Origin of the sequence: Photobacterium swingsii (assembly GCF_024346715.1) — a bacterium.
GTDB lineage: Bacteria > Pseudomonadota > Gammaproteobacteria > Enterobacterales > Vibrionaceae > Photobacterium > Photobacterium swingsii.
Map to the genome: position 1 here is coordinate 279,962 of NZ_AP024852.1, position 21,553 is coordinate 301,514.

General features: G+C 45.4%; 37 protein-coding genes. 36 read left to right on the forward strand and 1 reads right to left on the reverse strand.

The window, feature by feature from the left end; genetic code table 11:
• Positions 1-11: 11 nt before the first annotated feature.
• Complete coding sequence (locus tag OCU77_RS01305) at positions 12-989, reverse strand: WD40 repeat domain-containing protein (RefSeq protein WP_048898913.1); 978 nt, start codon at positions 987-989, stop codon at positions 12-14.
• Between the two features lie 129 nt (positions 990-1,118).
• Here OCU77_RS01305 and fkpA point away from each other — a divergent pair, with 129 nt between their 5' ends.
• The 36 genes from fkpA to rpsK all read left to right on the forward strand — a co-directional run bounded on the left by fkpA (position 1,119) and on the right by rpsK (position 21,541).
• Positions 1,119-1,925, forward strand: coding sequence for an FKBP-type peptidyl-prolyl cis-trans isomerase (gene fkpA / locus OCU77_RS01310; RefSeq protein ID WP_048898914.1), 807 nt, complete (start codon positions 1,119-1,121; stop codon positions 1,923-1,925).
• 265 nt (positions 1,926-2,190) lie between these two features.
• On the forward strand, positions 2,191-2,883 hold the full coding sequence (locus OCU77_RS01315) for a helix-turn-helix transcriptional regulator (RefSeq protein ID WP_239685969.1): 693 nt from the start codon (positions 2,191-2,193) through the stop codon (positions 2,881-2,883).
• The gene (gene tusD / locus OCU77_RS01320; RefSeq protein ID WP_048898916.1) at positions 2,880-3,272 is read left to right on the forward strand and encodes a sulfurtransferase complex subunit TusD; all 393 of its coding nucleotides are present in this window, start codon (positions 2,880-2,882) and stop codon (positions 3,270-3,272) included. The genes OCU77_RS01315 and tusD overlap by 4 nt, the downstream gene beginning before the upstream one ends.
• A gap of 97 nt (positions 3,273-3,369) precedes the next feature.
• Positions 3,370-3,726, forward strand: a complete 357-nt coding sequence (gene tusC, locus OCU77_RS01325) for a sulfurtransferase complex subunit TusC (protein ID WP_048898917.1) — start codon at positions 3,370-3,372, stop codon at positions 3,724-3,726.
• 7 nt (positions 3,727-3,733) lie between these two features.
• The gene (gene tusB / locus OCU77_RS01330; protein WP_048898918.1) at positions 3,734-4,027 is read left to right on the forward strand and encodes a sulfurtransferase complex subunit TusB; all 294 of its coding nucleotides are present in this window, start codon (positions 3,734-3,736) and stop codon (positions 4,025-4,027) included.
• Positions 4,028-4,206: 179 nt separating this feature from the next.
• Positions 4,207-4,581: a 30S ribosomal protein S12 gene (rpsL, locus tag OCU77_RS01335; RefSeq protein ID WP_005417208.1), complete on the forward strand. Its 375-nt coding sequence runs from the start codon at positions 4,207-4,209 to the stop codon at positions 4,579-4,581.
• Positions 4,582-4,674: 93 nt separating this feature from the next.
• A complete protein-coding gene (gene rpsG, locus OCU77_RS01340) occupies positions 4,675-5,145 on the forward strand; it encodes a 30S ribosomal protein S7 (protein ID WP_048898919.1) in 471 nt (156 codons plus the stop codon).
• A gap of 87 nt (positions 5,146-5,232) precedes the next feature.
• On the forward strand, positions 5,233-7,329 hold the full coding sequence (gene fusA / locus OCU77_RS01345; protein WP_048898920.1) for an elongation factor G: 2,097 nt from the start codon (positions 5,233-5,235) through the stop codon (positions 7,327-7,329).
• A gap of 99 nt (positions 7,330-7,428) precedes the next feature.
• The gene (tuf, locus tag OCU77_RS01350; protein WP_107302837.1) at positions 7,429-8,613 is read left to right on the forward strand and encodes an elongation factor Tu; all 1,185 of its coding nucleotides are present in this window, start codon (positions 7,429-7,431) and stop codon (positions 8,611-8,613) included.
• Between the two features lie 223 nt (positions 8,614-8,836).
• Positions 8,837-9,025 (forward strand): (2Fe-2S)-binding protein, encoded by a 189-nt coding sequence (locus OCU77_RS01355; protein WP_084711905.1) that lies wholly within the window; start codon positions 8,837-8,839, stop codon positions 9,023-9,025.
• A gap of 82 nt (positions 9,026-9,107) precedes the next feature.
• Positions 9,108-9,584 carry a bacterioferritin gene (gene bfr / locus OCU77_RS01360; RefSeq protein ID WP_048900840.1) on the forward strand — a complete coding sequence of 159 codons (477 nt, stop codon included), beginning with the start codon at positions 9,108-9,110 and terminating at the stop codon, positions 9,582-9,584.
• A 417-nt stretch (positions 9,585-10,001) separates the two neighbouring features.
• On the forward strand, positions 10,002-10,313 hold the full coding sequence (gene rpsJ / locus OCU77_RS01365; protein ID WP_002541412.1) for a 30S ribosomal protein S10: 312 nt from the start codon (positions 10,002-10,004) through the stop codon (positions 10,311-10,313).
• Between the two features lie 14 nt (positions 10,314-10,327).
• Positions 10,328-10,957, forward strand: coding sequence for a 50S ribosomal protein L3 (gene rplC, locus OCU77_RS01370; RefSeq protein WP_048900841.1), 630 nt, complete (start codon positions 10,328-10,330; stop codon positions 10,955-10,957).
• Between the two features lie 16 nt (positions 10,958-10,973).
• On the forward strand, positions 10,974-11,576 hold the full coding sequence (gene rplD, locus OCU77_RS01375) for a 50S ribosomal protein L4 (RefSeq protein ID WP_048900842.1): 603 nt from the start codon (positions 10,974-10,976) through the stop codon (positions 11,574-11,576).
• The gene (rplW, locus tag OCU77_RS01380) at positions 11,573-11,875 is read left to right on the forward strand and encodes a 50S ribosomal protein L23 (RefSeq protein WP_048900843.1); all 303 of its coding nucleotides are present in this window, start codon (positions 11,573-11,575) and stop codon (positions 11,873-11,875) included. The genes rplD and rplW overlap by 4 nt, the downstream gene beginning before the upstream one ends.
• 18 nt (positions 11,876-11,893) lie before the next feature.
• On the forward strand, positions 11,894-12,718 hold the full coding sequence (gene rplB / locus OCU77_RS01385; RefSeq protein WP_048900844.1) for a 50S ribosomal protein L2: 825 nt from the start codon (positions 11,894-11,896) through the stop codon (positions 12,716-12,718).
• 18 nt (positions 12,719-12,736) lie between these two features.
• Positions 12,737-13,015, forward strand: a complete 279-nt coding sequence (gene rpsS / locus OCU77_RS01390; RefSeq protein WP_005302795.1) for a 30S ribosomal protein S19 — start codon at positions 12,737-12,739, stop codon at positions 13,013-13,015.
• Between the two features lie 10 nt (positions 13,016-13,025).
• Positions 13,026-13,358: a 50S ribosomal protein L22 gene (rplV, locus tag OCU77_RS01395; protein WP_048900845.1), complete on the forward strand. Its 333-nt coding sequence runs from the start codon at positions 13,026-13,028 to the stop codon at positions 13,356-13,358.
• A gap of 19 nt (positions 13,359-13,377) precedes the next feature.
• Positions 13,378-14,067, forward strand: coding sequence for a 30S ribosomal protein S3 (gene rpsC, locus OCU77_RS01400; protein ID WP_107302838.1), 690 nt, complete (start codon positions 13,378-13,380; stop codon positions 14,065-14,067).
• 11 nt (positions 14,068-14,078) lie between these two features.
• Positions 14,079-14,489 (forward strand): 50S ribosomal protein L16, encoded by a 411-nt coding sequence (gene rplP, locus OCU77_RS01405; RefSeq protein ID WP_048900847.1) that lies wholly within the window; start codon positions 14,079-14,081, stop codon positions 14,487-14,489.
• On the forward strand, positions 14,489-14,680 hold the full coding sequence (gene rpmC / locus OCU77_RS01410) for a 50S ribosomal protein L29 (RefSeq protein ID WP_048900848.1): 192 nt from the start codon (positions 14,489-14,491) through the stop codon (positions 14,678-14,680). Before rplP ends, rpmC begins: the two co-directional genes overlap by 1 nt.
• Complete coding sequence (gene rpsQ, locus OCU77_RS01415; RefSeq protein WP_048900849.1) at positions 14,680-14,931, forward strand: 30S ribosomal protein S17; 252 nt, start codon at positions 14,680-14,682, stop codon at positions 14,929-14,931. The genes rpmC and rpsQ overlap by 1 nt, the downstream gene beginning before the upstream one ends.
• Positions 14,932-15,094: 163 nt before the next feature.
• Positions 15,095-15,466, forward strand: a complete 372-nt coding sequence (gene rplN, locus OCU77_RS01420) for a 50S ribosomal protein L14 (protein WP_048900850.1) — start codon at positions 15,095-15,097, stop codon at positions 15,464-15,466.
• A gap of 12 nt (positions 15,467-15,478) precedes the next feature.
• The gene (rplX, locus tag OCU77_RS01425) at positions 15,479-15,790 is read left to right on the forward strand and encodes a 50S ribosomal protein L24 (RefSeq protein ID WP_048900851.1); all 312 of its coding nucleotides are present in this window, start codon (positions 15,479-15,481) and stop codon (positions 15,788-15,790) included.
• 15 nt (positions 15,791-15,805) lie between these two features.
• Complete coding sequence (rplE, locus tag OCU77_RS01430; protein ID WP_048900852.1) at positions 15,806-16,345, forward strand: 50S ribosomal protein L5; 540 nt, start codon at positions 15,806-15,808, stop codon at positions 16,343-16,345.
• A 15-nt stretch (positions 16,346-16,360) separates the two neighbouring features.
• Entirely contained in the window at positions 16,361-16,666 is a 306-nt protein-coding gene (gene rpsN, locus OCU77_RS01435) for a 30S ribosomal protein S14 (RefSeq protein ID WP_048900853.1), read from the forward strand.
• 36 nt (positions 16,667-16,702) lie between these two features.
• Positions 16,703-17,095 (forward strand): 30S ribosomal protein S8, encoded by a 393-nt coding sequence (rpsH, locus tag OCU77_RS01440; RefSeq protein WP_048900854.1) that lies wholly within the window; start codon positions 16,703-16,705, stop codon positions 17,093-17,095.
• A gap of 12 nt (positions 17,096-17,107) precedes the next feature.
• Positions 17,108-17,641, forward strand: a complete 534-nt coding sequence (gene rplF, locus OCU77_RS01445; RefSeq protein ID WP_048900855.1) for a 50S ribosomal protein L6 — start codon at positions 17,108-17,110, stop codon at positions 17,639-17,641.
• A 9-nt stretch (positions 17,642-17,650) separates the two neighbouring features.
• Positions 17,651-18,004, forward strand: coding sequence for a 50S ribosomal protein L18 (gene rplR, locus OCU77_RS01450; RefSeq protein ID WP_048900856.1), 354 nt, complete (start codon positions 17,651-17,653; stop codon positions 18,002-18,004).
• A gap of 12 nt (positions 18,005-18,016) precedes the next feature.
• On the forward strand, positions 18,017-18,514 hold the full coding sequence (rpsE, locus tag OCU77_RS01455) for a 30S ribosomal protein S5 (RefSeq protein WP_048900857.1): 498 nt from the start codon (positions 18,017-18,019) through the stop codon (positions 18,512-18,514).
• Positions 18,515-18,519: 5 nt separating this feature from the next.
• Positions 18,520-18,699 (forward strand): 50S ribosomal protein L30, encoded by a 180-nt coding sequence (gene rpmD, locus OCU77_RS01460; RefSeq protein WP_048900858.1) that lies wholly within the window; start codon positions 18,520-18,522, stop codon positions 18,697-18,699.
• Between the two features lie 5 nt (positions 18,700-18,704).
• Positions 18,705-19,139, forward strand: coding sequence for a 50S ribosomal protein L15 (rplO, locus tag OCU77_RS01465; RefSeq protein ID WP_048900859.1), 435 nt, complete (start codon positions 18,705-18,707; stop codon positions 19,137-19,139).
• A 22-nt stretch (positions 19,140-19,161) separates the two neighbouring features.
• Positions 19,162-20,487 (forward strand): preprotein translocase subunit SecY, encoded by a 1,326-nt coding sequence (gene secY, locus OCU77_RS01470; protein WP_062690068.1) that lies wholly within the window; start codon positions 19,162-19,164, stop codon positions 20,485-20,487.
• 30 nt (positions 20,488-20,517) lie between these two features.
• Positions 20,518-20,631, forward strand: a complete 114-nt coding sequence (gene rpmJ / locus OCU77_RS01475) for a 50S ribosomal protein L36 (protein ID WP_000868186.1) — start codon at positions 20,518-20,520, stop codon at positions 20,629-20,631.
• Between the two features lie 144 nt (positions 20,632-20,775).
• Positions 20,776-21,132, forward strand: a complete 357-nt coding sequence (rpsM, locus tag OCU77_RS01480; protein WP_048900860.1) for a 30S ribosomal protein S13 — start codon at positions 20,776-20,778, stop codon at positions 21,130-21,132.
• A 19-nt stretch (positions 21,133-21,151) separates the two neighbouring features.
• Positions 21,152-21,541, forward strand: coding sequence for a 30S ribosomal protein S11 (gene rpsK / locus OCU77_RS01485; protein ID WP_005370963.1), 390 nt, complete (start codon positions 21,152-21,154; stop codon positions 21,539-21,541).
• Positions 21,542-21,553 lie beyond the last annotated feature (12 nt).

Sequence of the window (21,553 nt, forward strand, 5' to 3'; positions counted from 1 at the left end):
TCAACACTTTCTCAATCGGTTGTCCATGCCTGAGCGATACCAGAGGAAGCCCCTGATATTACCTGCCCAGTAGACGTAATGGCCACATCATACACGACTGCGGATGGCGGTCGAGCATCTTGCTGTGTTGCCGCTTCCCAGCGACCTAAGTTTTCTCCCGTTGCGGTGTCCCACAATTCAACGCGTTTGGCGGGTGTTCCCGTTGCCAATGTTTTGCCATCATCTGAAAAACGGGCACTTGAGAGGTTTTGTTGGCGTAGCCGCACTGAGAGTTGAGCTTGTTGCTCGCCTGTAGTCAGATCCCATATGTATGCTTCATTGGTACCGTCTGCGGTGAGGGCTAATAAGCCATCACGTTGCAGTGCGACACGGCTGATGCGTGAGGTGTGTTCAAAGCGGTTACGAATTTGACCGGTTTTGGTATCCCAAAAATACGCCATGTAGTCATTGCCACCTGACAAAACATATTGACCGTTTGGGGAAATAGCGACGGAATTGACTTTTTCTCGGTGAGCAAGGAACTCTAAGCGCCGTCCGGTGCCCAAGTCGATATAAAGTGCTTTGCCATTTGATAGTCCAAGGACAACGTGTTGGCCATTATTGGCGATATCTATATCCCGAATAATGCCATCTGAAATTGACCATAAGCCATCAGATTGCCCCCAAGCAAGGTCCCAAACGGCAAAGTTTTGGGCGGTGGCGGTAATGGCATAGCGGTTGTTATCTGAAATTGCACTACTTATTACAGTATTGTGCGCTGGATCTTGTGAGCCAAACTTTGCTAAGTTTTTGTTTTGCTGTAGATCCCACAGTACGATACCTTGTGCATTAGTGTAATACAGTGCAAAACGGCCATCACGGCTAAGACTAAAGCTGGTGGCACCATCAGTGGCAAGTTGCCAGCGCTGTACTTCCGAGCCTGTGAAAAAACAGCCGCTTAGGACTATAACTGTCAGGATTAAGCAAATTCTTTGCGAAATTGAACGCATTAAGCTTGAGTTCCGGTTGTTTTATCGGGAAAGAGATTAGTATATTGATATGGCATGCTTTTCACACCTTCTAGATGAAAAGCTAAGCATAAAAAATGAGGGACACCCTCGGTGAGAATGGAGAATTACATGAAACCTGTTCTAAAAATGTCAGTTTTGGCTGCAACAATTTTGCTTGCAGTGGGCTGCCAAGATGAAAAAGCGGCGGAAACAAAACCGGCAGAGCCAGCAAAAGTAGAGCAGGTTGCAGCTGAAGCAGCACCAGCCACTTTCGCGACTGAAGATGAAAAAGCGGCATACGCAATTGGTGCATCTCTAGCACAATACCTAGCTGCTAACCTAGACCAACAACAAGAACTTGGTCTGAACCTAGATCGTGAAAGCGTACTGGCTGGTGTGAGTGATGTGTTTGCAGACAAGAGCCGCTTAACGCCTGAAGAAACACAACAAGCGCTTCAAGATCTAGACAAGCGTGTTTCTGACATTGTTGAAGCAAAAGCAAAAGCAGAAGCTGAGAAAACAGTGAAAGCGGGTGAAGAGTACCGTGCTGACTTCGAAAAATTGGAAGGCGTAACGAAAACTGAATCAGGTCTACTTTACCAAGTAGAAACTGCGGCTGATGGTGAAAAACCAGCAGCGACAGATACAGTAAAAGTACATTACAAAGGGATGCTAACTGACGGTACTGAGTTTGATAGCTCGTACAAGCGTAACCAACCTGCGACTTTCCCTCTGAACCAAGTGATCCCTGGTTGGACGGAAGGCGTACAACTTATGCCTGTTGGTTCTAAATTTAAGTTTGTTATCCCGCCTGAGCTTGCATACGGCGCACAAGCTAACCCAACGATCCCTGCTAACTCAACACTTGTTTTCGAAGTTGAGCTACTAGAAATCGTAAAAGCAGATAAACCAGCGACTGACGCTCAAACGCAGTAAGGGTTTACATGCGTTAATTCGCAAAATCTGCAATGACTTTGATAAGACCCGACTATTGTTGGGTCTTTTCATATCAATTTTCTGATAAACTTGCTACCAACAGTTGAATTTATGCTCATACTATTGCTATCGCCATACTTGAGAGGCGTAGCTATTGATACCAATCGGCATAAAATTGCGCACATGATAGCCTTGTGCCGATTGGTATATGAGTATTAGCAAGGAAGAGTTGATAGTGGTATCTACAGATAATTTTGGTCCTGAAATGATGGTCGAAGGCGAGGTGGTGAAAACCCGCGTTTTCACTGAACACGACTACATTATTTTACGTTCATACGAAGCCGTGGTTGATGGCCTTGCCGCTTTGATCGGTCCTTTTTGTGAAATCGTATTGCACTCACTCGCCGATATTAATACCTCTGCCATTAAAATTGCCAATGGTGAGAATACCGGTCGTAAAGTGGGTTCGCCGATTACGGATTTAGCATTGCGTATGCTGCGTGATATTGAAGGGTCTGAGCGCAATTTCTCACGCGCCTATTTCACACGTGCCAAGGGTGGCAGTTTGATGAAGTCGATCACGATTGCGATTCGCAATGGTGACAACATCATCATAGGTTTACTGTGTATTAACGTAAATCTTGATGCGCCTTTTGCGCAAATTCTGCAATCTTTCATGCCGACCGACGAAGCGAAGCAAGCAGCCTCTACTGTTAACTTTGCCAGCGATGTGGATGAGTTGGTTGACCAAACGGTTGAACGCACGATTGAAGAAATCAATGCGGATAAGAATGTCTCAAATAATGCCAAGAATCGCCAAATCGTAATGGAACTGTTCGATAAAGGGATTTTTGATATTAAAGACGCGATTAACCGTGTTGCGGATCGTTTGAATATCTCAAAGCACACCGTGTACCTCTACATTCGTCAGCGTAAAACCGAGGATGGCGACAAATGACATTGAATTATGTCTTAGTCGTTGATGGACCTGCCTATGGAAGCCAAGCTGCGCGCTCGGCTTACCAGTTTGCTCTTGCACTTTTAGCGGCGGGACATCAGCTTTCTCGGGTCTTCTTTTACCAAGATGGGGTCTATAATGGTTCCGCGTTAACGGCCCCAGCATCAGACGAATTTGATTTAGTGTCAGCGTGGCAAGCCTTAGCTAAGCAGCATAATACCGAGTTGCAAACCTGTGTCGCAGCTGCACTTCGTCGTGGCATTGTTGGTGAGCAAGAAGCCGATCTGAATGATTTACCAAGCCAAAATTTGGCGGCAGGTTTTGAGCAAGCAGGGCTAGGGGGCTTAGCGGAAGCACTGCTGAGTGCTGATCGCGTTATCCAATTCTAAGTTCGGCAATGAAGTAGATGAACAATAAATGGATGCCCCTATCCACTTGTTTATTTGTCTATTGTATTGATTACCGACTGCCATGATAGAGAAAAACATGAAACCACTTGGCTTTGTATTTCGAACCCCCCCACACGGTGTGACAGCAGGACGAGAAGGACTCGACGCTGTATTAGCCACATCGGCGTACAGTGAAGATTTGCACCTGTTTTTTATTGGTGATGGTGTTTTTCAATTATTGAAAAATCAGCAACCCAAAGCCATTCTTTCCCGTGATTATATCGCAACCTTCAAAATGCTTGAGCTGTACGATATTGAAAATATTTATGTCTGCCAGCAATCATTAACAGAGCGTGGTATCGCAGAAGAAGACATATTAATTGATGTTTCAGTGCTATCACCTGAGGCTCTTACTGAGCGTCTGCAAACCTGTCAACGTGTACTAAGCTTTTGAGGTCGAGATGCTCCATACTGTCATAACATCACCGTTTCAAACGACTGCGCTTGCCGATTGCTTACGCTATAGCAGGTCAAATGATGCAATTTTGCTGCTACAAGACGCCGTTATTGCCGCAATAGATGAAAATAACTGGTGCCAAGCATTAAAAAAATCAGGGCTAAAAATTTATGTTCTTCGCGAAGACGTGCTAGCGCGCGGACTGAATGAAAAACTTACCAATGACTTTGAAGTTGTTGATTATAATGGATTTGTTTTGCTTTCTACTCAATGTGAAACGCAAATGAAATGGGCGTAATCGTCGCACAATATCCCCATTCATTGCATGGAATGCAGATTGTTTAAGAAATGATCATCTTATTGATCGCTGGTTAGATCTTGACACCCTCTAGTGCGACGCCTAAAATTTCGCGTCCTCCTGTTGTTGGGAGGCAGATTTTTCACATTTACGAAAGTAATATTTTCAGGAGCTATTTAATGGCAACTATTAACCAGTTGGTACGCAAGCCACGTGCAAAGCAAGTTGTTAAAAGCAACGTGCCTGCGCTAGAAGCGTGTCCACAAAAACGTGGTGTATGTACTCGTGTTTACACTACTACACCTAAAAAACCGAACTCAGCACTACGTAAAGTATGTCGTGTTCGTCTAACTAACGGCTTTGAAGTTACTTCATACATCGGCGGTGAAGGTCACAACCTTCAAGAGCACAGTGTTGTTCTTATCCGTGGTGGTCGTGTTAAAGATTTACCAGGTGTGCGTTACCACACTGTTCGCGGTGCACTTGACTGTGCAGGCGTTAATGACCGTAAGAAAGGTCGTTCTAAGTACGGTGTGAAGCGTCCTAAGTCTTAATGGATTCCGTTAAGTAAGGCCAAACACTCAATTTAATTATTTGAAGAAACTGTAAAGTTTTGGATAACCTGAAGAAGACAACGGAGAATATCCATGCCACGTCGTCGCGTAATCGGTCAGCGTAAGATCCTTCCAGATCCTAAGTTCAAATCTGAACTGCTGGCAAAATTCGTTAACATCCTAATGGTTGACGGTAAAAAATCTACTGCTGAAAAAATCGTATACACTGCTCTAGAAGCAATGGCTGAAAAGTCTGGTGAAGATCACCTAGCTGTATTCGAAAAAGCTCTTGAAAATGTACGCCCATCGGTAGAAGTTAAATCTCGCCGTGTTGGTGGTTCAACTTACCAAGTACCTGTAGAAGTACGTCCGGTTCGCCGTAACGCACTTGCTATGCGTTGGTTGGTTGAAGCTTCGCGCAAGCGTGGTGAAAAATCTATGGCTATGCGTCTTGCAGCTGAAATGCTAGATGCGGCTGACAACAAAGGTTCTGCTGTTAAGAAACGTGAAGACGTTCACCGTATGGCAGACGCGAACAAAGCGTTCGCACATTACCGCTGGTAATACCGCTGGTAATAAGAATGGCGCGACAGGTTTATACCTGCCGCGCCTATTTCACTCTAAGGACTCCCTTAGTAAGAGGATACAATCGTGGCTCGTAAAACTCCTATTGAGCGCTACCGTAACATCGGTATCTGTGCTCACGTAGACGCCGGTAAAACCACTACTACTGAGCGTATCCTGTTCTACACTGGCCTTTCTCATAAGATCGGTGAAGTACACGACGGCGCAGCAACCATGGACTGGATGGAGCAGGAGCAAGAACGTGGTATCACTATCACATCTGCTGCAACTACTACCTTCTGGCGTGGTATGGAAGGTCAATTTCCTGAGCATCGCGTAAACATCATTGACACCCCTGGACACGTTGACTTTACTATTGAAGTAGAACGTTCTTTGCGCGTACTTGATGGTGCTGTTGTTGTATTTTGTGGCTCTTCGGGCGTTGAACCTCAGTCTGAGACTGTATGGCGTCAAGCTGATAAATACGAAGTTCCACGTATGGTTTTCGTAAACAAGATGGACCGTACTGGTGCTGACTTCCTACGTGTTGTTGACCAGATCAAAAACCGTCTTGGCGCAAACCCTGTGCCTATTCATTTGAATATTGGTGCAGAAGAAGAATTCAAAGGCGTTGTTGACCTGATCAAGATGAAGGCAATCAACTGGAATGAAGATGATCAGGGTATGACATTTACCTATGAAGACATTCCAGCTGACATGCAAGACTTGGCAGATGAATGGCGTGAAAACTTAGTTGAATCAGCGGCTGAAGCTACTGAAGAACTAATGGAAAAGTACCTGGAAGAAGGCGAACTGTCTGAATCTGAAATTAAAGCAGGTTTACGCCAGCGTACTTTAAACAACGAAATCGTCCTAGCGACATGTGGTTCTGCATTCAAGAACAAAGGTGTTCAGGCAGTACTAGACGCGGTTATCGAATTCCTACCATCACCAACGGAAGTAAGAGCTATCCACGGTGAAGATATGGACGGTAACACAGTAGAGCGTCACTCTAGCGATGATGAACCTTTTGCGGCGCTAGCATTCAAGATCGCAACTGACCCATTCGTTGGCAACCTTACGTTTATGCGTGTTTATTCAGGCGTTGTTAACTCTGGTGACACCGTTTATAACCCAGTTAAAGAAAAACGTGAGCGTTTTGGTCGTATCGTACAGATGCATGCAAACAAGCGCGAAGAAGTAAAAGAAGTTCGTGCTGGTGATATTGCGGCTGCTATCGGTCTTAAATATGCGACTACAGGTGATACGCTATGTGACCAAGATAATAAAGTTATCCTTGAGCGCATGGAATTCCCTGAACCAGTTATTCAGATCGCGGTAGAACCGCGTTCTCAAGCGGATCAAGAGAAAATGGGTATCGCACTAGGTAAACTAGCTGCAGAAGATCCATCTTTCCGTGTAGAAACAGACGATGAATCAGGTCAGACGTTAATTTCTGGCATGGGTGAACTTCACCTAGATATCATCGTTGATCGTATGAAGCGTGAATTCAGCGTCGAATGTAATGTTGGTAAACCTCAGGTTGCTTATCGCGAAACTATTCGTGGTAACGCTGAAGTGGAAGGCAAGTTCATTCGTCAATCTGGTGGTCGAGGCCAATACGGACACGTATGGCTAAAAATCGAACCATCAGAACAGGGTGAAGGCTTCGTATTCGTTGATGAGATTGTGGGCGGCACTGTACCTAAAGAATACATTAGTTCAGTTGCCAAAGGTATCGAAGAGCAGATGAACAACGGTGTACTAGCGGGTTACCCGGTACTCGATGTGAAAGCAACGCTATTCGATGGTTCTTACCACGATGTTGATTCAAGCGAAATGGCGTTTAAGATCGCAGGTTCAATGGCATTCAGGAAAGGTGCTCTTGAGGCAAACCCTGTAATTCTTGAACCTATGATGAAAGTTGAAGTAACCACGCCAGAAGATTGGATGGGTGATGTTGTTGGTGACCTTAACCGTCGCCGCGGCATGATCGAAGGTATGGATGATGGCCCTGCTGGCCTTAAAATTATCCGTGCACAAGTACCACTATCTGTGATGTTTGGTTACGCAACCGATTTACGTTCTGCAACGCAAGGTCGTGCATCGTACTCTATGGAATTTAGCGAATACGCTGAAGTACCTAAGAACGTTGCTGACAGTATTATTGCAGATCGCACGTAATTGATATTGCGTCAACTTGCGTTGGCGCATAAAATACAAACTTCAGACGCGCTCCCTAACCTAGTAGGGGGCGTATCTTAACTAGGAAGGAACACGATTGTGTCTAAAGAAAAATTTGAACGCGTAAAACCGCACGTTAACGTTGGTACTATCGGCCACGTTGACCACGGTAAAACAACTCTAACTGCTGCTATCTGTACTACACTTGCAAAAGTGTACGGTGGTGTTGCTAAAGACTTCGCATCTATCGATAACGCTCCTGAAGAGCGTGAGCGCGGTATCACAATCTCAACTTCTCACGTTGAGTACGATACTCCAACTCGTCACTACGCACACGTTGACTGTCCTGGACACGCCGATTACGTTAAAAACATGATCACTGGTGCTGCTCAAATGGACGGCGGTATCCTAGTTGTTGCTGCAACTGATGGCCCTATGCCACAGACGCGTGAGCACATCCTTCTTGGTCGTCAGGTTGGTATCCCTTACATCATCGTATTCATGAACAAATGTGACATGGTTGATGATGAAGAGCTACTAGAACTAGTAGAAATGGAAGTTCGTGAACTTCTTTCTGAATACGAATTCCCTGGTGATGACTGCCCAGTAATCATGGGTTCTGCTCTTGGCGCTCTAAACGGCGAGAAAGAGTGGGAAGACAAGATTGTTGAACTAGCTGAAGCTCTAGATTCTTACATCCCAGAGCCAGAGCGTGCTATCGATCTACCATTCATCCTTCCAATCGAAGATGTATTCTCAATCCAAGGCCGTGGTACTGTTGTAACTGGTCGTGTTGAGCAAGGTATCATCACTGTAGGTGACGAAGTTGCTATCGTAGGTATCAAAGAAACTACGCTAACTACTTGTACTGGTGTTGAGATGTTCCGTAAACTTCTTGACGAAGGCCGTGCTGGTGAGAACGTTGGTGTTCTTCTACGTGGTACTAAGCGTGATGAAGTTGAACGTGGTCAAGTACTAGCTAAGCCTGGTTCAATCACTCCACACACTACTTTCACTTCAGAAATCTACGTTCTTTCTAAAGATGAAGGCGGTCGTCACACTCCTTTCTTCAAAGGTTACCGTCCACAGTTCTACTTCCGTACAACTGACGTAACAGGTACTATCGAACTACCTGAAGGCGTAGAAATGGTAATGCCTGGTGATAACATCTCTATGACTGTTACTCTAATCGCGCCAATCGCGATGGACGAAGGTCTACGTTTTGCTATCCGTGAAGGTGGCCGTACAGTTGGTGCTGGTGTTGTTGCAACTATCGTTGCTTAATAGCAATTAGTGCATAACTAAGTACTAAAAAGGGAGCTTCGGCTCCCTTTTTTAATGCCTGTAATTCCTATCGCTAACCTCCTATCTTTATTGCTTATTTTTTTTCTAGTCCAAAACCTCTTATTGATAGCTAAATCATCTAACAAATAGTGCTCTTGTAAGTGGTAATGAAAACTGTTCTTGTTTATATTTACCTCTAAGCAAGTAATCAGTGAGCCTCCTAATGTACGTTTGTTTATGTCATGCAATATCCGATAAAAAGATCATGAAGTTAACGATGGAACATAATTTGACGGATATTCGTGGCATTCGAGAAATCACACCATTAGGGTCACAATGTGGGAAATGCATCCGACAAGCTAAGGTGATTATTGAGCAGACAATAGTATCCAAGTACCAAAAAGCCAGTTAATTACGCCTTTTCTCATTAGGCTTTTTTGACACTCTTCGATTCGGTTCTATCCTTTAATGAACTGACAGAGGAGTGTTATCGCATGAAAGCTGATCCTAAAATCATCCAACACCTCAATAAAATACTGGGTAATGAGCTCGTTGCCATCAATCAGTATTTTCTTCATGCCAGAATGTACAAGGACTGGGGGCTAAAACATTTAGCCGATAAGGAATATCATGAATCGATCGATGAAATGAATCATGCTGATCATTTGATAGAGCGCATCTTATTTCTTGAAGGGCTACCGAATTTGCAAGATTTGGGCAAGTTAAGTATTGGTGAAGATACCCAAGAAATGCTTGAATGCGACCTTGCTTTAGAGATGGCGGCAATCCCAGATCTGCGAGATGCCATCGCGTATGCGGAAGATGTGAGAGATTATGTTTCTCGTGATTTGTTCCAAGATATCCTTGAAGATGAAGAAGAGCATGTCGATTGGTTAGAAACCCAGCTTGGTCTCATTGAAAAAATGGGCATTGCTAACTATAACCAGGCGCAGATAGTTGATGAAGACTAGTGCTCTTAACGGACACGCCTTCAATACGTATATAGCAATTTACGCAAAATCTGATGAAGAGAGCAGGGGCTCTCTTTTTTCATATTTGTACCGTAGCCCAGTGTAAAGCTTGCAATTTTGCTTCTTGATGATTAATTTTCACACAAGGGTTGCGTTCCGAAGTGTGATCTGTATAATGCTCCCCACTGCCAGAGGTCACCATATCTTGTAGGTGCAGTTGTGAACCAATAAGCGTTGAGGAAGAAGCTGTTTAACAGCTTGAAAATGTATACTCTGACTTATGTTCGCAGTCATTAAATTGGCTGACAATGTATCCGATAGGGATGCTACGTTCACATAAATCAATCGGCATTCCCTCGTCTTGACGAGCGTGAGTGGCGATATTGTTTGTGTAATTTTTATTTGGAGCTCTGTCTCATGCAGAACCAACGTATTCGTATCCGCCTTAAGGCTTTCGATCACCGTTTGATCGATCAGTCAACTGCGGAAATCGTTGAAACAGCTAAGCGTACTGGCGCGCAGGTTAAGGGTCCAATCCCTCTTCCTACTCGTAAAGAGCGTTTCACTGTTCTTATTTCTCCTCACGTTAATAAGGACGCACGTGACCAGTACGAAATCCGTACACACAAGCGCCTTATCGACATCGTTGAGCCAACAGATAAAACTGTTGATGCTCTTATGCGTCTAGACCTTGCTGCTGGCGTTGATGTTCAGATCAGCCTAGGTTAAGGGGAGATAAGAGAATGATTGGTCTAATCGGTCGTAAAGTGGGCATGACCCGCATCTTTACCGAAGAAGGCGTTTCTATCCCAGTAACAGTGGTTGAAGTTGAAAACAACCGTGTAACTCAAGTTAAATCTCTTGAGTCTGACGGTTACAACGCAATCCAAGTAACTGCTGGTACTAAGAAAGCTAGCCGCGTTAACAAACCAGAAGCTGGTCACTTTGCGAAAGCAGGTGTTGAAGCTGGTCGCGGTCTTTGGGAATTCCGTCTAGATAGTGGTGAAGAGTTTGCAGTTGGCGCTGAGCTAAACGTAGAACTGTTCAACGAAATTAAAAAAGTAGACGTTACTGGTACATCTAAAGGTAAAGGCTTCCAAGGTGCTATTAAGCGCTGGAACTTCTCTACTCAAGATATGACCCATGGTAACTCCTTGTCTCACCGTGCTCCGGGTTCAATTGGCCAATGTCAAACTCCAGGTCGCGTATTTAAAGGCAAGAAAATGGCTGGTCACATGGGTGCTGAGCGTGTAACGACTCAAAACCTAGAGATCGTACGTGTTGACGCTGAGCGCAATCTGCTTCTTATTAAAGGTGCAGTACCAGGTGCTACAGGCGGTAACGTGATCGTAAAACCAGCTGTTAAAGCGTAACGTCGAGGAGTTAGTAATGGAATTGGTAGTCAAAGGCGCAGACGCGCTAACTGTCTCCGAAACTACTTTTGGGCGTGACTTCAATGAAGCGCTTGTACACCAAGTAGTTGTTGCTTTTGCAGCAGGTGCTCGTCAAGGTACACGTGCTCAGAAGACTCGTTCTGACGTTTCTGGTGGTGGTGCTAAACCATGGCGCCAGAAAGGTACAGGTCGCGCTCGAGCTGGTACAATCCGTAGCCCAATCTGGCGCTCGGGTGGTGTAACTTTTGCTGCACGTCCACAGGACCACAGCCAAAAAGTTAACAAAAAAATGTACCGTGGTGCTATGAAGAGCATTCTTTCTGAGCTAGTTCGTCAAGAGCGTCTAATCGTTGTTGATGAGTTTTCTCTAGAAGCACCAAAAACAAAAGCACTAGTTGCTAAGCTTAATGAGCTTGAGCTAACTGATGCACTGATCGTAACTGGCGAGCTAGATGAGAATCTATTCCTTGCAGCACGTAACCTATACAAAGTAGACGTACGTGACGCAGCGGCAATCGACCCAGTTAGCTTGATCGCTTTCGATAAAGTTGTGATGACTGCAGCAGCAGTTAAAGCAGTTGAGGAGATGCTAGCATGATCACTGAAGAGCGTATTTTAAAAGTTCTACGTGCTCCGCACATCTCTGAAAAAGCTACAATGGCAGCTGAAAATGCGAACACTATCGTATTTAAAGTAGCTATGACAGCAACTAAGAGAGAGATCAAAGCAGCAGTTGAAAAACTGTTCGAAGTTGAAGTTAAGTCTGTAAATACTCTTATCACTAAGGGTAAGACCAAACGTCAAGGTATGCGCCAAGGCCGTCGTTCAGACGTGAAGAAAGCGTACGTTATCTTGAAAGAAGGTCAAGACATCGACTTCGCTGGTAGTGCAGAGTAAGACTAGGAGCTAAGAAGAATGGCTATTGTTAAATGTAAGCCGACTTCCCCGGGTCGTCGCCACGTAGTTAAAGTGGTTAACTCTGACCTGCATAAGGGTAAGCCGTACGCACCACTACTAGAGAAAAACTCTAAGTCTGGTGGTCGTAACAATAACGGTCGTATCACAGTACGTCACATCGGTGGTGGTAATAAACAACATTACCGTCTAATCGACTTTAAACGTACTAAAGATGGTATCCCAGCTAAAGTTGAGCGTTTGGAGTATGATCCAAACCGTAGCGCAAACATCGCGCTAGTTCTTTACGCTGACGGTGAACGCCGTTACATCATCGCGCCTAAAGGCATCCAAGCTGGTGACACTATCCAGTCTGGTGCAGATGCTGCGATCAAAGTTGGTAACACGTTACCAATGCGCAACATCCCAGTAGGTTCAACAGTACACTGTGTTGAACTTAAGCCTGGTAAAGGTGCTCAGCTGGCTCGTTCAGCTGGTGCATACGCTCAGATCATTGCACGTGCAGGCACATATGTGACTCTACGTCTACGTTCTGGTGAAATGCGTAAAGTTCTTGCTGAAGGTCGTGCGACTCTAGGTGAAGTTGGTAACGCAGAACACATGCTACGTGAGCTAGGTAAAGCTGGTGCTTCACGCTGGCGCGGTGTTCGCCCAACTGTACGTGGTGTTGTAATGAACCCAGTGGATCACCCACACGGTGGTGGTGAAGGTCGTACATCAGGCGGTCGTCACCCAGTATCACCTTGGGGTGTTCCAACTAAGGGTTACAAGACTCGTAAGAACAAACGTACCGACAAGTACATCGTACGTCGTCGTAACAAGTAATTATAAAGAGGATACGCCATGCCACGTTCTCTCAAGAAAGGTCCATTTATTGACCTACACTTGCTGAAGAAGGTAGAGAAAGCGTTGGAAAGCGGTGACAAGAAGCCTGTAAAGACTTGGTCCCGTCGCTCAATGATCATTCCACAAATGATCGGTTTGACCATCGCTGTCCATAATGGTCGTCAGCACGTTCCTGTTTTCGTTTCTGAAGAAATGATCGGTCACAAGCTAGGCGAATTTGCACCAACACGTACTTACCGCGGTCATGCTGCGGATAAGAAAGCTAAAAAGCGCTAAGGAGTAAGTAATGGAAGCTATCGCTAAACATCGCTTTGCTCGCATTTCGCCGCAAAAAGCTCGTTTGGTTGCAGATCAACTGCGCGGTAAGCCAGTTGACCAAGCTCTAGAAATTCTTCAGTTCAGCAACAAAAAAGCTGCTGACCTGATCAAGAAAGTTCTAGAATCAGCTATCGCTAACGCAGAACACAACGAAGGCGCAGACATTGATGATCTTAATGTTGCAAAAATCTTCGTTGACGAAGGTCCTATCATGAAGCGTATTATGCCTCGTGCTAAAGGCCGTGCCGATCGCATCTTGAAGCGTTCTAGCCACATCACTGTTGTTGTAGCAGACCGCTAAGAGACTAGGAGAGAAAGCAATGGGTCAGAAAGTACATCCTAATGGTATTCGTCTAGGCATCGTTAAGCCTTGGAATACCACTTGGTTTGCTAACAGCCAAGAGTTCGCTGACAACCTAGACGGCGACTTCAAGGTACGTCAGTTCCTAACTCAAGAACTGAAAAAAGCATCTCTATCACGCATCGTTATCGAGCGTCCTGCTAAGAGCATCCGTGTGACTATTCACACTGCTCGTCCAGGCGTAGTAATCGGTAAGAAAGGTGAAGATGTAGAAAAACTACGCGCTCGCGTTGCTAAGATCGCTGGTGTTCCAGCTCAGATCAACATCGCTGAAGTACGTAAGCCAGAGCTAGACGGTCAACTAGTAGCAGACAGCATCGCGTCTCAACTAGAACGTCGTGTTATGTTCCGTCGCGCTATGAAGCGTGCAGTTCAGAACGCTATGCGTCTTGGCGCTAAGGGTATCAAAGTTGAAGTAAGCGGTCGTCTAGGCGGCGCTGAAATCGCACGTACTGAGTGGTACCGTGAAGGTCGTGTACCTCTACACACTCTTCGTGCTGACATTGATTACGCAACTTCTTCGGCTCACACCCAATACGGTGTAATTGGTATTAAAGTTTGGATCTTCAAAGGTGAAGTTCTAGGCGGTATGCCAGTTGAAGAGCCTAAGGCTGATAAGCCTAAGAAGCAGCGCAAAAGCCGTAAATAAGGAGTTTATTGATGCTGCAACCTAAACGCACTAAATTCCGCAAGACTTTTAAAGGTCGTAACCGCGGTTTAGCGAACGGTACTGACGTAAGCTTCGGTACATTTGGTCTTAAAGCTGTTGGTCGTGGTCGTTTGACTGCTCGCCAAATTGAAGCTGCACGTCGTGCTATGACTCGTCATATCAAACGTCAAGGCCAGATCTGGATTCGTGTATTCCCAGACAAACCTATTACATCTAAGCCTCTTGAAGTTCGTCAAGGTAAAGGTAAAGGTAGCGTAGAATACTGGGTTGCTCAAATTCAACCAGGTAAAGTTCTATATGAAATGGATGGTGTTTCTGAAGAGCTAGCACGTGAAGCATTTAACCTTGCTGCACGTAAGCTACCAATCAAAACAACATTTGTAACTAAGGCGGTGATGTGATGAACGCACAAGATCTGCGCGCGAAAAGCGTTGAAGAACTTAATGCTGAGCTTGTAGGCCTGCTACGTGAACAGTTCAACTTGCGCATGCAAGCTGCGACTGGTCAACTACAGCAGACTCACACTCTTAAAGCTGTACGTCGCGATATCGCACGTGTTAAAACCGTTCTGACTGAAAAGGCTGGCGCATAATGAGCGAAATTCGTACTCAGCTTGGTCGTGTTGTTAGCGACAAAGGCGATAAGTCTATTGTTGTTGCAATCGAGCGTAAAGTGAAGCACCCGATCTACGGTAAGTACATCACTCGCACGACTAAACTTCACGCACATGACGAAAACAACGAGTGTGGCCTAGGCGATACTGTTGAGGTTCGTGAGTGTCGTCCAATGTCTAAGACTAAGTCTTGGGCACTGGTACGTGTAGTTGAAAAAGCTCGCGGTTAAGCGAACTTAGCAACTAATTAAACAAACGGCCCTGAAAAAATTTGGGGTCGTTTATTTTTTGTCTACCCATCGGTCGAAAATGGTGTTATTATTCGCCGCCTTTGAAGAAAAGGCATATCGATCCGAGAGGGTCTAGATGTTTTAAAATAAGCGGAGCACTAACATGATCCAAATGCAAAGTACGCTTGAAGCAGCCGATAACTCCGGCGCTCGTCGCGTAATGTGTATTAAGGTTCTGGGTGGTTCTCACCGTCGCTATGCACATATCGGTGACATCATCAAAGTTACTGTGAAAGAAGCAATTCCTCGCGGTAAAGTTAAGAAAGGTGATGTTCTGAAGGCGGTGGTTGTACGCACCCGTAAAGGCGTTCGTCGTCCAGACGGCTCTGTCATTCGCTTTGACCGTAATGCTTGCGTACTGTTGAACGACACAAGTGAGCAACCAATCGGTACTCGTATTTTTGGCCCTGTGACTCGTGAACTTCGTAATGCGAAATTCATGAAAATTGTGTCACTAGCGCCTGAAGTACTGTAAGGAGCGATCAAAATGGCAGCAAAAATCCGTCGTAACGACGAAATTATCGTTCTTGCTGGTAAAGATAAAGGCAAGAAAGGTAAGGTAACTAAGGTTCTAGCAACCGGTAAAGTTATCGTTGAAGGTATCAACATGGTTAAGAAACACCAGAAGCCTGTACCGGCAATGGGTGTTCAAGGTGGCATCGTAGAGCAAGAAGCTGCGATCGACGCATCAAATGTTGCTATCGTTAACGGTCAAGGTAATGCGGACCGTGTAGGCTTCCGATTTGAAGACGGCAAAAAAGTTCGTTTCTTCAAGTCGACTGGCGAAACTATCAAGTAAGTTTGGAGTAGTACTATGGCGAAACTGCATGATTACTACAAAGAGTCTATTGTAAAAGAGCTTTCTGAAAAGTTCGAATACAAGAGCATCATGCAAGTCCCAAGGATCGAAAAAATCACACTTAACATGGGTGTGGGTGAAGCGATCAACGACAAGAAGCTTTTAGAGAACGCAGCTGCTGACATGACTGCTATTGCAGGTCAGAAGCCGCTAATCACTAAAGCTCGTAAGTCTGTTGCTGGCTTTAAGATCCGTGAGGGCTACCCGATTGGCTGTAAAGTAACCCTACGTGGCGAACGTATGTGGGACTTTTTCGAGCGTCTAATTTCAATTGCTGTACCTCGTATTCGTGATTTCCGTGGTCTAAACCCGAAATCATTCGATGGTCGTGGTAACTACAGCATGGGCGTTCGCGAGCAGATTATCTTCCCAGAAATCGACTACGATAAAGTAGATCGAGTGCGTGGTCTTGATATTACTATCACTACTACTGCAGCATCTGATGAAGAAGCTCATGCTCTGCTTTCTGCTTTTAACTTCCCATTCCGTAAGTAAAAGTAAGGGTTACTAATGGCTAAAGAATCGATGAAGGCGCGTGAAACTAAACGCGCTAAGCTAGTAGCTAAGTTCGCTGAGAAGCGTTCTGCGCTAAAAGCACTAATTAATGACGTGAATACGTCTGAAGAAGACCGCTGGAATGCAGTTCTTAAGCTTCAGTCACTTCCACGTGATTCTAGTCCTTCTCGTCAGCGTAACCGCTGTAACCAGACTGGACGCCCGCACGGCTACCTACGTAAGTTTGGTCTATGCCGTATCAAGGTTCGCGAAACTTGCATGAAAGGCGAGATTCCGGGTCTACGTAAGGCAAGCTGGTAATTTAGTTACCAATTTAGAATCACGGAGTATTGACTTATGAGCATGCAAGATCCGATTTCGGATATGCTGACCCGCATTCGTAACGGTCAGGCAGCGCAAAAAGTTGCTGTTAAAATGCCATCTTCTAAGCAGAAAGTTGCAATCGCTGCACTTCTAAAAGAAGAAGGTTTCGTGGCTGACTACATCGTTACTGGTGAAGTTAAGCCTGAGCTAGAAGTTACACTTAAGTACTTCGAAGCTAACCCAGTTATCGAGCAAATCCAACGTGTATCACGTCCTGGTCTACGCATCTACAAGAAAAAAGATGCTCTACCATCAGTGATGGGTGGCCTTGGTATTGCTGTTATTTCCACTTCCAAGGGTCTTATGACCGACCGCGCTGCACGCAAAGCGGGTCTTGGCGGTGAGATTATCTGCTACGTAGCTTAATAGGAGTAGGACATGTCTCGTGTTGCAAAAGCACCTGTAGTAATTCCTGCTGGCGTAGAAGTTAAACTTAACGGTCAGGAAATCACTGTTAAAGGTGGTAAAGGCGAACTAGTTCGCGTTATCAACGAAGCAGTAGTTTTAACCCAGGAAGAGAACACCATCACTTTCGGTCCTCGTGAAGGTATCGATAAGGCTTGGGCACAAGCAGGTACTGCTCGTGCACTAGTTAACAACATGGTTGTTGGTGTTACCGAAGGTTTCACTAAGAAGCTGATTCTTAAAGGTGTAGGTTACCGTGCTGCTATCAAAGGCAACGCTGTAGGTCTAACCCTTGGCTTCTCTCACCCAGTTGAGCACGAATTACCGGAAGGTATCAAAGCTGAATGTCCAACTCAAACTGAAATCGTACTTACGGGTACTGATAAGCAATTGATTGGTCAAGTAGCTGCTGATATTCGCGCTTACCGTAGCCCTGAACCTTACAAAGGTAAAGGTGTTCGTTACGCAGATGAAAATGTGCGTACTAAAGAAGCTAAGAAGAAGTAAGGTAACACTATGGATAAGAAAGCATCTCGTATCCGTCGTGCGACCCGTGCACGTCGTAAGATTGCTGAACTGGGCGTAACTCGCCTAGTTGTACACCGCACTCCACGTCACGTGTACGCTCAGGTTATCGCACCTAATGGCTCCGAGGTTATCGCTGCCGCTTCTACCGTAGAAAAAGCGATCCGTGAGCAAGTTAAGAGTACTGGTAACAAGGACGCTGCTACAGCTGTAGGTAAAGCTATTGCTGAGCGCGCGATTGAAAAAGGCATCTCTAACGTTGCATTCGATCGTTCTGGTTTCCAATACCACGGCCGTGTAGCTGCACTAGCAGAAGCTGCTCGTGAAGCTGGTCTGAAATTCTAAGGTAGGCGGAAGATGGCTAACGAAAAAACACAATCAGATTTGCATGAAAAGCTGATCGCTGTTAACCGTGTTTCAAAAACGGTTAAAGGTGGTCGTATTTTCAGCTTTACTGCACTAACAGTAGTTGGTGACGGTAACGGTCGCATCGGTTTTGGTTACGGCAAGGCACGTGAAGTTCCTGCTGCAATCCAGAAAGCGATGGAAAAAGCACGCCGTAACATGGTTACAGTTGCGCTAAACGACGGTACTCTACACCACGCTGTTAAAGGTCGCCACACTGGTTCTAAAGTGTACATGCAACCTGCATCAGAAGGTACAGGTATCATCGCCGGTGGTGCAATGCGTGCAGTACTAGAAGTTGCGGGTATCCGTAACGTACTAGCAAAAGCATACGGTTCTACTAACCCAATCAACGTTGTTCGCGCAACTATTGATGGTCTAAGTGGAATGAACTCTCCAGAAATGATCGCTGCTAAACGTGGTCTTTCTGTTAAAGAAATTCTGGAGTAATCGACATGGCTAAGACAATTAAAGTAACACAGACAAAGAGCTCTATCGGTCGTTTACCGAAGCATAAAGCATCTTTGCGTGGCTTGGGCCTTCGTCGCATCAACCACACTGTTGAACTTGAAGATACTGCTTGCGTACGCGGCATGATCGCTAAAGTTTACTACATGGTTAAAGTTGAGGAGTAATCAGAATGCGTTTGAATACTCTATCACCGGCTGCGGGTTCTAAGCCTTCTGCGAAGCGCGTAGGTCGTGGTATCGGTTCAGGTCTGGGCAAAACTGGTGGCCGTGGTCACAAAGGTCAGAAATCACGTTCAGGTGGTTCTGTACGTCCAGGCTTCGAAGGCGGTCAAATGCCTTTGAAACAGCGTCTACCAAAATTCGGTTTTACATCTCGTAAGAGCTTGGTAACAGCTGAAGTTCGTCTAGCTGAGCTAGCGAAAGTTGAAGGTGACGTAGTAGATCTAAACAGCCTAAAAGCTGCGAACGTAATCACTAAGAACATCGAGTTTGTTAAAGTTGTTCTTTCTGGTGAAATCGCACGCTCTGTGACTGTTAAAGGTCTTCGCGTGACTAAAGGCGCAAAAGCTGCAATCGAAGCTGCAGGCGGTAAAATCGAGGAATAATTAACTCGAGGATGAGGTACAGATGGCTAAACAACCAGGACAAGATTTTCGTAGCGCACAAGGTGGCCTAGCAGAGCTTAAGACTCGCCTATTATTCGTAATAGGAGCTATCTTAATTTTCCGAGCTGGCTCTTTTGTGCCTATTCCTGGTATTGACGCTGCTGTACTTGCCGATCTGTTCGAACAGCAAAAGGGTACCATCATTGAACTGTTTAACATGTTCTCTGGTGGTGCACTTGAGCGTGCATCAATCTTAGCGCTGGGCATCATGCCGTATATTTCGGCATCGATCATTGTTCAGTTGTTAACGGTTGTTCACCCGGCGTTAGCCGAGTTGAAAAAGGAAGGAGAGTCTGGTCGTCGTAAGATTAGCCAGTACACTCGTTACGGCACGCTTGTTTTGGCAACCTTCCAAGCAATTGGTATTGCGACGGGGTTACCAAGTATGATTCCAGGCCTGGTGGTTAACCCTGGGCTTGGTTTCTACTTTGTTGCGGTTGTTAGTTTGGTTACCGGCACCATGTTCTTAATGTGGTTAGGTGAACAGGTTACAGAACGCGGCATTGGTAACGGCATATCTTTGATTATTTTCACTGGTATCGTTGCTGGTTTGCCACCGGCTATTGGACAGACCGTAGAGCAAGCACGTCAAGGTGAATTGCACGTACTTCTTCTACTGTTAATTGCAGTTATTTCTTTCGCTGTAATTTACTTTGTAGTGTTCATGGAACGTGGTCAACGTCGTATCGTCGTTAACTACGCCAAGCGTCAACAAGGCCGTCGTGTCTTTGCAGCGCAGAGCACTCACTTGCCGTTGAAAATCAACATGGCAGGTGTTATTCCAGCGATTTTTGCATCAAGCATCATTTTGTTCCCAGGTACACTGGCACAGTGGTTTGGTCAAAATGAAAGCCTAGGTTGGCTAAGTGAGATTTCACTGGCGTTAAGCCCAGGTCAGCCGCTTTATGTAATGCTTTATGCTGCTGCGATTATTTTCTTCTGTTTCTTCTATACCGCGTTGGTGTTTAACCCTCGCGAGACAGCTGATAACTTGAAGAAGTCTGGTGCGTTCGTACCTGGTATTCGCCCGGGTGAGCAGACTGCGAAATATATCGATAAAGTGATGACACGTTTAACCCTAGCGGGTGCAATGTACATTACCTTTATATGTCTGATCCCCGAGTTCATGATGATTGCATGGAACGTACGCTTCTATTTTGGTGGTACGTCGCTACTAATCGTAGTTGTGGTAATCATGGACTTCATGGCTCAAGTTCAGACACTTTTGATGTCTCAACAATATGAGTCTGTTTTGAAAAAGGCTAATCTTAAGGGCTCAGGCCGTTAAGACTGGTTATTCCATTTACGGAGTTTAGCAATGAAAGTTCGTGCTTCCGTTAAGAAAATCTGCCGTAACTGTAAAGTTATCAAGCGCAACGGTGTTGTGCGTGTAATTTGCAGCGAGCCAAAGCATAAACAACGCCAAGGCTAATTAGCAGAAATATTTCTTGCAAATTGAAGATAGGTTGGCTAAATTAGCCAACCATCTTTTGTGTGTGCAAAAGAATTGTACCACCGCTGCGTATCCTACACGGGCTTTGCAGCGGTTATTCTTGAAAAGTACTAGGAGTGAATAGTGGCCCGTATTGCAGGCATTAACATTCCTGATCATAAACATTCTGTAATCGCTTTAACAGCGATCTACGGTATCGGTAAAACTCGTTCTCAAGCTATTCTAGCTGAAGTGGGTATTGCTGAAAATGTTAAGATCAGTGAACTGAATGAAGAGCAGATCGATCAACTGCGTGATGGTGTAGCTAAGTACACTGTAGAAGGTGATCTACGTCGTGAAGTTTCCATGAACATCAAGCGTCTTATGGACCTTGGCTGTTACCGTGGTCTTCGTCATCGTCGCAGTCTACCACTACGTGGACAGCGTACTAAAACCAACGCTCGCACCCGTAAGGGTCCGCGCAAGCCGATCAAAAAATAATCGGATAAGGTAGAGTACAATGGCAAAACAACCAACTCGCGCGCGTAAGCGCGTACGTAAGCAAGTAGCTGATGGCGTTGCGCACATTCATGCTTCTTTCAACAACACAATCGTAACCATTACTGACCGTCAAGGTAACGCTCTTTCTTGGGCTACTGCAGGTGGTTCTGGTTTCCGTGGTTCTCGTAAATCTACTCCGTTCGCTGCACAGGTTGCTGCTGAGCGTTGTGGTGAAATGGCCAAAGAATATGGCGTTAAGAACCTGGAAGTTATGGTTAAGGGCCCTGGTCCTGGTCGTGAGTCTACAATCCGCGCTCTAAACGCAGCGGGTTTCCGTATCACTAACATTGTTGATGCGACTCCGATCCCTCATAACGGTTGTCGTCCACCTAAGAAACGTCGCGTATAACGTTTCGTTTTT

Coding starts and splice junctions, on each gene's coding strand:
- OCU77_RS01305 (WP_048898913.1), bottom strand. CDS start 989: ATGCGTTCAATTTCGCAAAGAATTTGCTTAATCCTGACAGTTATAGTC.
- fkpA (WP_048898914.1), top strand. CDS start 1,119: ATGAAACCTGTTCTAAAAATGTCAGTTTTGGCTGCAACAATTTTGCTT.
- OCU77_RS01315 (WP_239685969.1), top strand. CDS start 2,191: ATGATGGTCGAAGGCGAGGTGGTGAAAACCCGCGTTTTCACTGAACAC.
- tusD (WP_048898916.1), top strand. CDS start 2,880: ATGACATTGAATTATGTCTTAGTCGTTGATGGACCTGCCTATGGAAGC.
- tusC (WP_048898917.1), top strand. CDS start 3,370: ATGAAACCACTTGGCTTTGTATTTCGAACCCCCCCACACGGTGTGACA.
- tusB (WP_048898918.1), top strand. CDS start 3,734: ATGCTCCATACTGTCATAACATCACCGTTTCAAACGACTGCGCTTGCC.
- rpsL (WP_005417208.1), top strand. CDS start 4,207: ATGGCAACTATTAACCAGTTGGTACGCAAGCCACGTGCAAAGCAAGTT.
- rpsG (WP_048898919.1), top strand. CDS start 4,675: ATGCCACGTCGTCGCGTAATCGGTCAGCGTAAGATCCTTCCAGATCCT.
- OCU77_RS01355 (WP_084711905.1), top strand. CDS start 8,837: ATGTACGTTTGTTTATGTCATGCAATATCCGATAAAAAGATCATGAAG.
- bfr (WP_048900840.1), top strand. CDS start 9,108: ATGAAAGCTGATCCTAAAATCATCCAACACCTCAATAAAATACTGGGT.
- rpsJ (WP_002541412.1), top strand. CDS start 10,002: ATGCAGAACCAACGTATTCGTATCCGCCTTAAGGCTTTCGATCACCGT.
- rplC (WP_048900841.1), top strand. CDS start 10,328: ATGATTGGTCTAATCGGTCGTAAAGTGGGCATGACCCGCATCTTTACC.
- rplD (WP_048900842.1), top strand. CDS start 10,974: ATGGAATTGGTAGTCAAAGGCGCAGACGCGCTAACTGTCTCCGAAACT.
- rplW (WP_048900843.1), top strand. CDS start 11,573: ATGATCACTGAAGAGCGTATTTTAAAAGTTCTACGTGCTCCGCACATC.
- rplB (WP_048900844.1), top strand. CDS start 11,894: ATGGCTATTGTTAAATGTAAGCCGACTTCCCCGGGTCGTCGCCACGTA.
- rpsS (WP_005302795.1), top strand. CDS start 12,737: ATGCCACGTTCTCTCAAGAAAGGTCCATTTATTGACCTACACTTGCTG.
- rplV (WP_048900845.1), top strand. CDS start 13,026: ATGGAAGCTATCGCTAAACATCGCTTTGCTCGCATTTCGCCGCAAAAA.
- rpsC (WP_107302838.1), top strand. CDS start 13,378: ATGGGTCAGAAAGTACATCCTAATGGTATTCGTCTAGGCATCGTTAAG.
- rplP (WP_048900847.1), top strand. CDS start 14,079: ATGCTGCAACCTAAACGCACTAAATTCCGCAAGACTTTTAAAGGTCGT.
- rpmC (WP_048900848.1), top strand. CDS start 14,489: ATGAACGCACAAGATCTGCGCGCGAAAAGCGTTGAAGAACTTAATGCT.
- rpsQ (WP_048900849.1), top strand. CDS start 14,680: ATGAGCGAAATTCGTACTCAGCTTGGTCGTGTTGTTAGCGACAAAGGC.
- rplN (WP_048900850.1), top strand. CDS start 15,095: ATGATCCAAATGCAAAGTACGCTTGAAGCAGCCGATAACTCCGGCGCT.
- rplX (WP_048900851.1), top strand. CDS start 15,479: ATGGCAGCAAAAATCCGTCGTAACGACGAAATTATCGTTCTTGCTGGT.
- rplE (WP_048900852.1), top strand. CDS start 15,806: ATGGCGAAACTGCATGATTACTACAAAGAGTCTATTGTAAAAGAGCTT.
- rpsN (WP_048900853.1), top strand. CDS start 16,361: ATGGCTAAAGAATCGATGAAGGCGCGTGAAACTAAACGCGCTAAGCTA.
- rpsH (WP_048900854.1), top strand. CDS start 16,703: ATGAGCATGCAAGATCCGATTTCGGATATGCTGACCCGCATTCGTAAC.
- rplF (WP_048900855.1), top strand. CDS start 17,108: ATGTCTCGTGTTGCAAAAGCACCTGTAGTAATTCCTGCTGGCGTAGAA.
- rplR (WP_048900856.1), top strand. CDS start 17,651: ATGGATAAGAAAGCATCTCGTATCCGTCGTGCGACCCGTGCACGTCGT.
- rpsE (WP_048900857.1), top strand. CDS start 18,017: ATGGCTAACGAAAAAACACAATCAGATTTGCATGAAAAGCTGATCGCT.
- rpmD (WP_048900858.1), top strand. CDS start 18,520: ATGGCTAAGACAATTAAAGTAACACAGACAAAGAGCTCTATCGGTCGT.
- rplO (WP_048900859.1), top strand. CDS start 18,705: ATGCGTTTGAATACTCTATCACCGGCTGCGGGTTCTAAGCCTTCTGCG.
- secY (WP_062690068.1), top strand. CDS start 19,162: ATGGCTAAACAACCAGGACAAGATTTTCGTAGCGCACAAGGTGGCCTA.
- rpmJ (WP_000868186.1), top strand. CDS start 20,518: ATGAAAGTTCGTGCTTCCGTTAAGAAAATCTGCCGTAACTGTAAAGTT.
- rpsK (WP_005370963.1), top strand. CDS start 21,152: ATGGCAAAACAACCAACTCGCGCGCGTAAGCGCGTACGTAAGCAAGTA.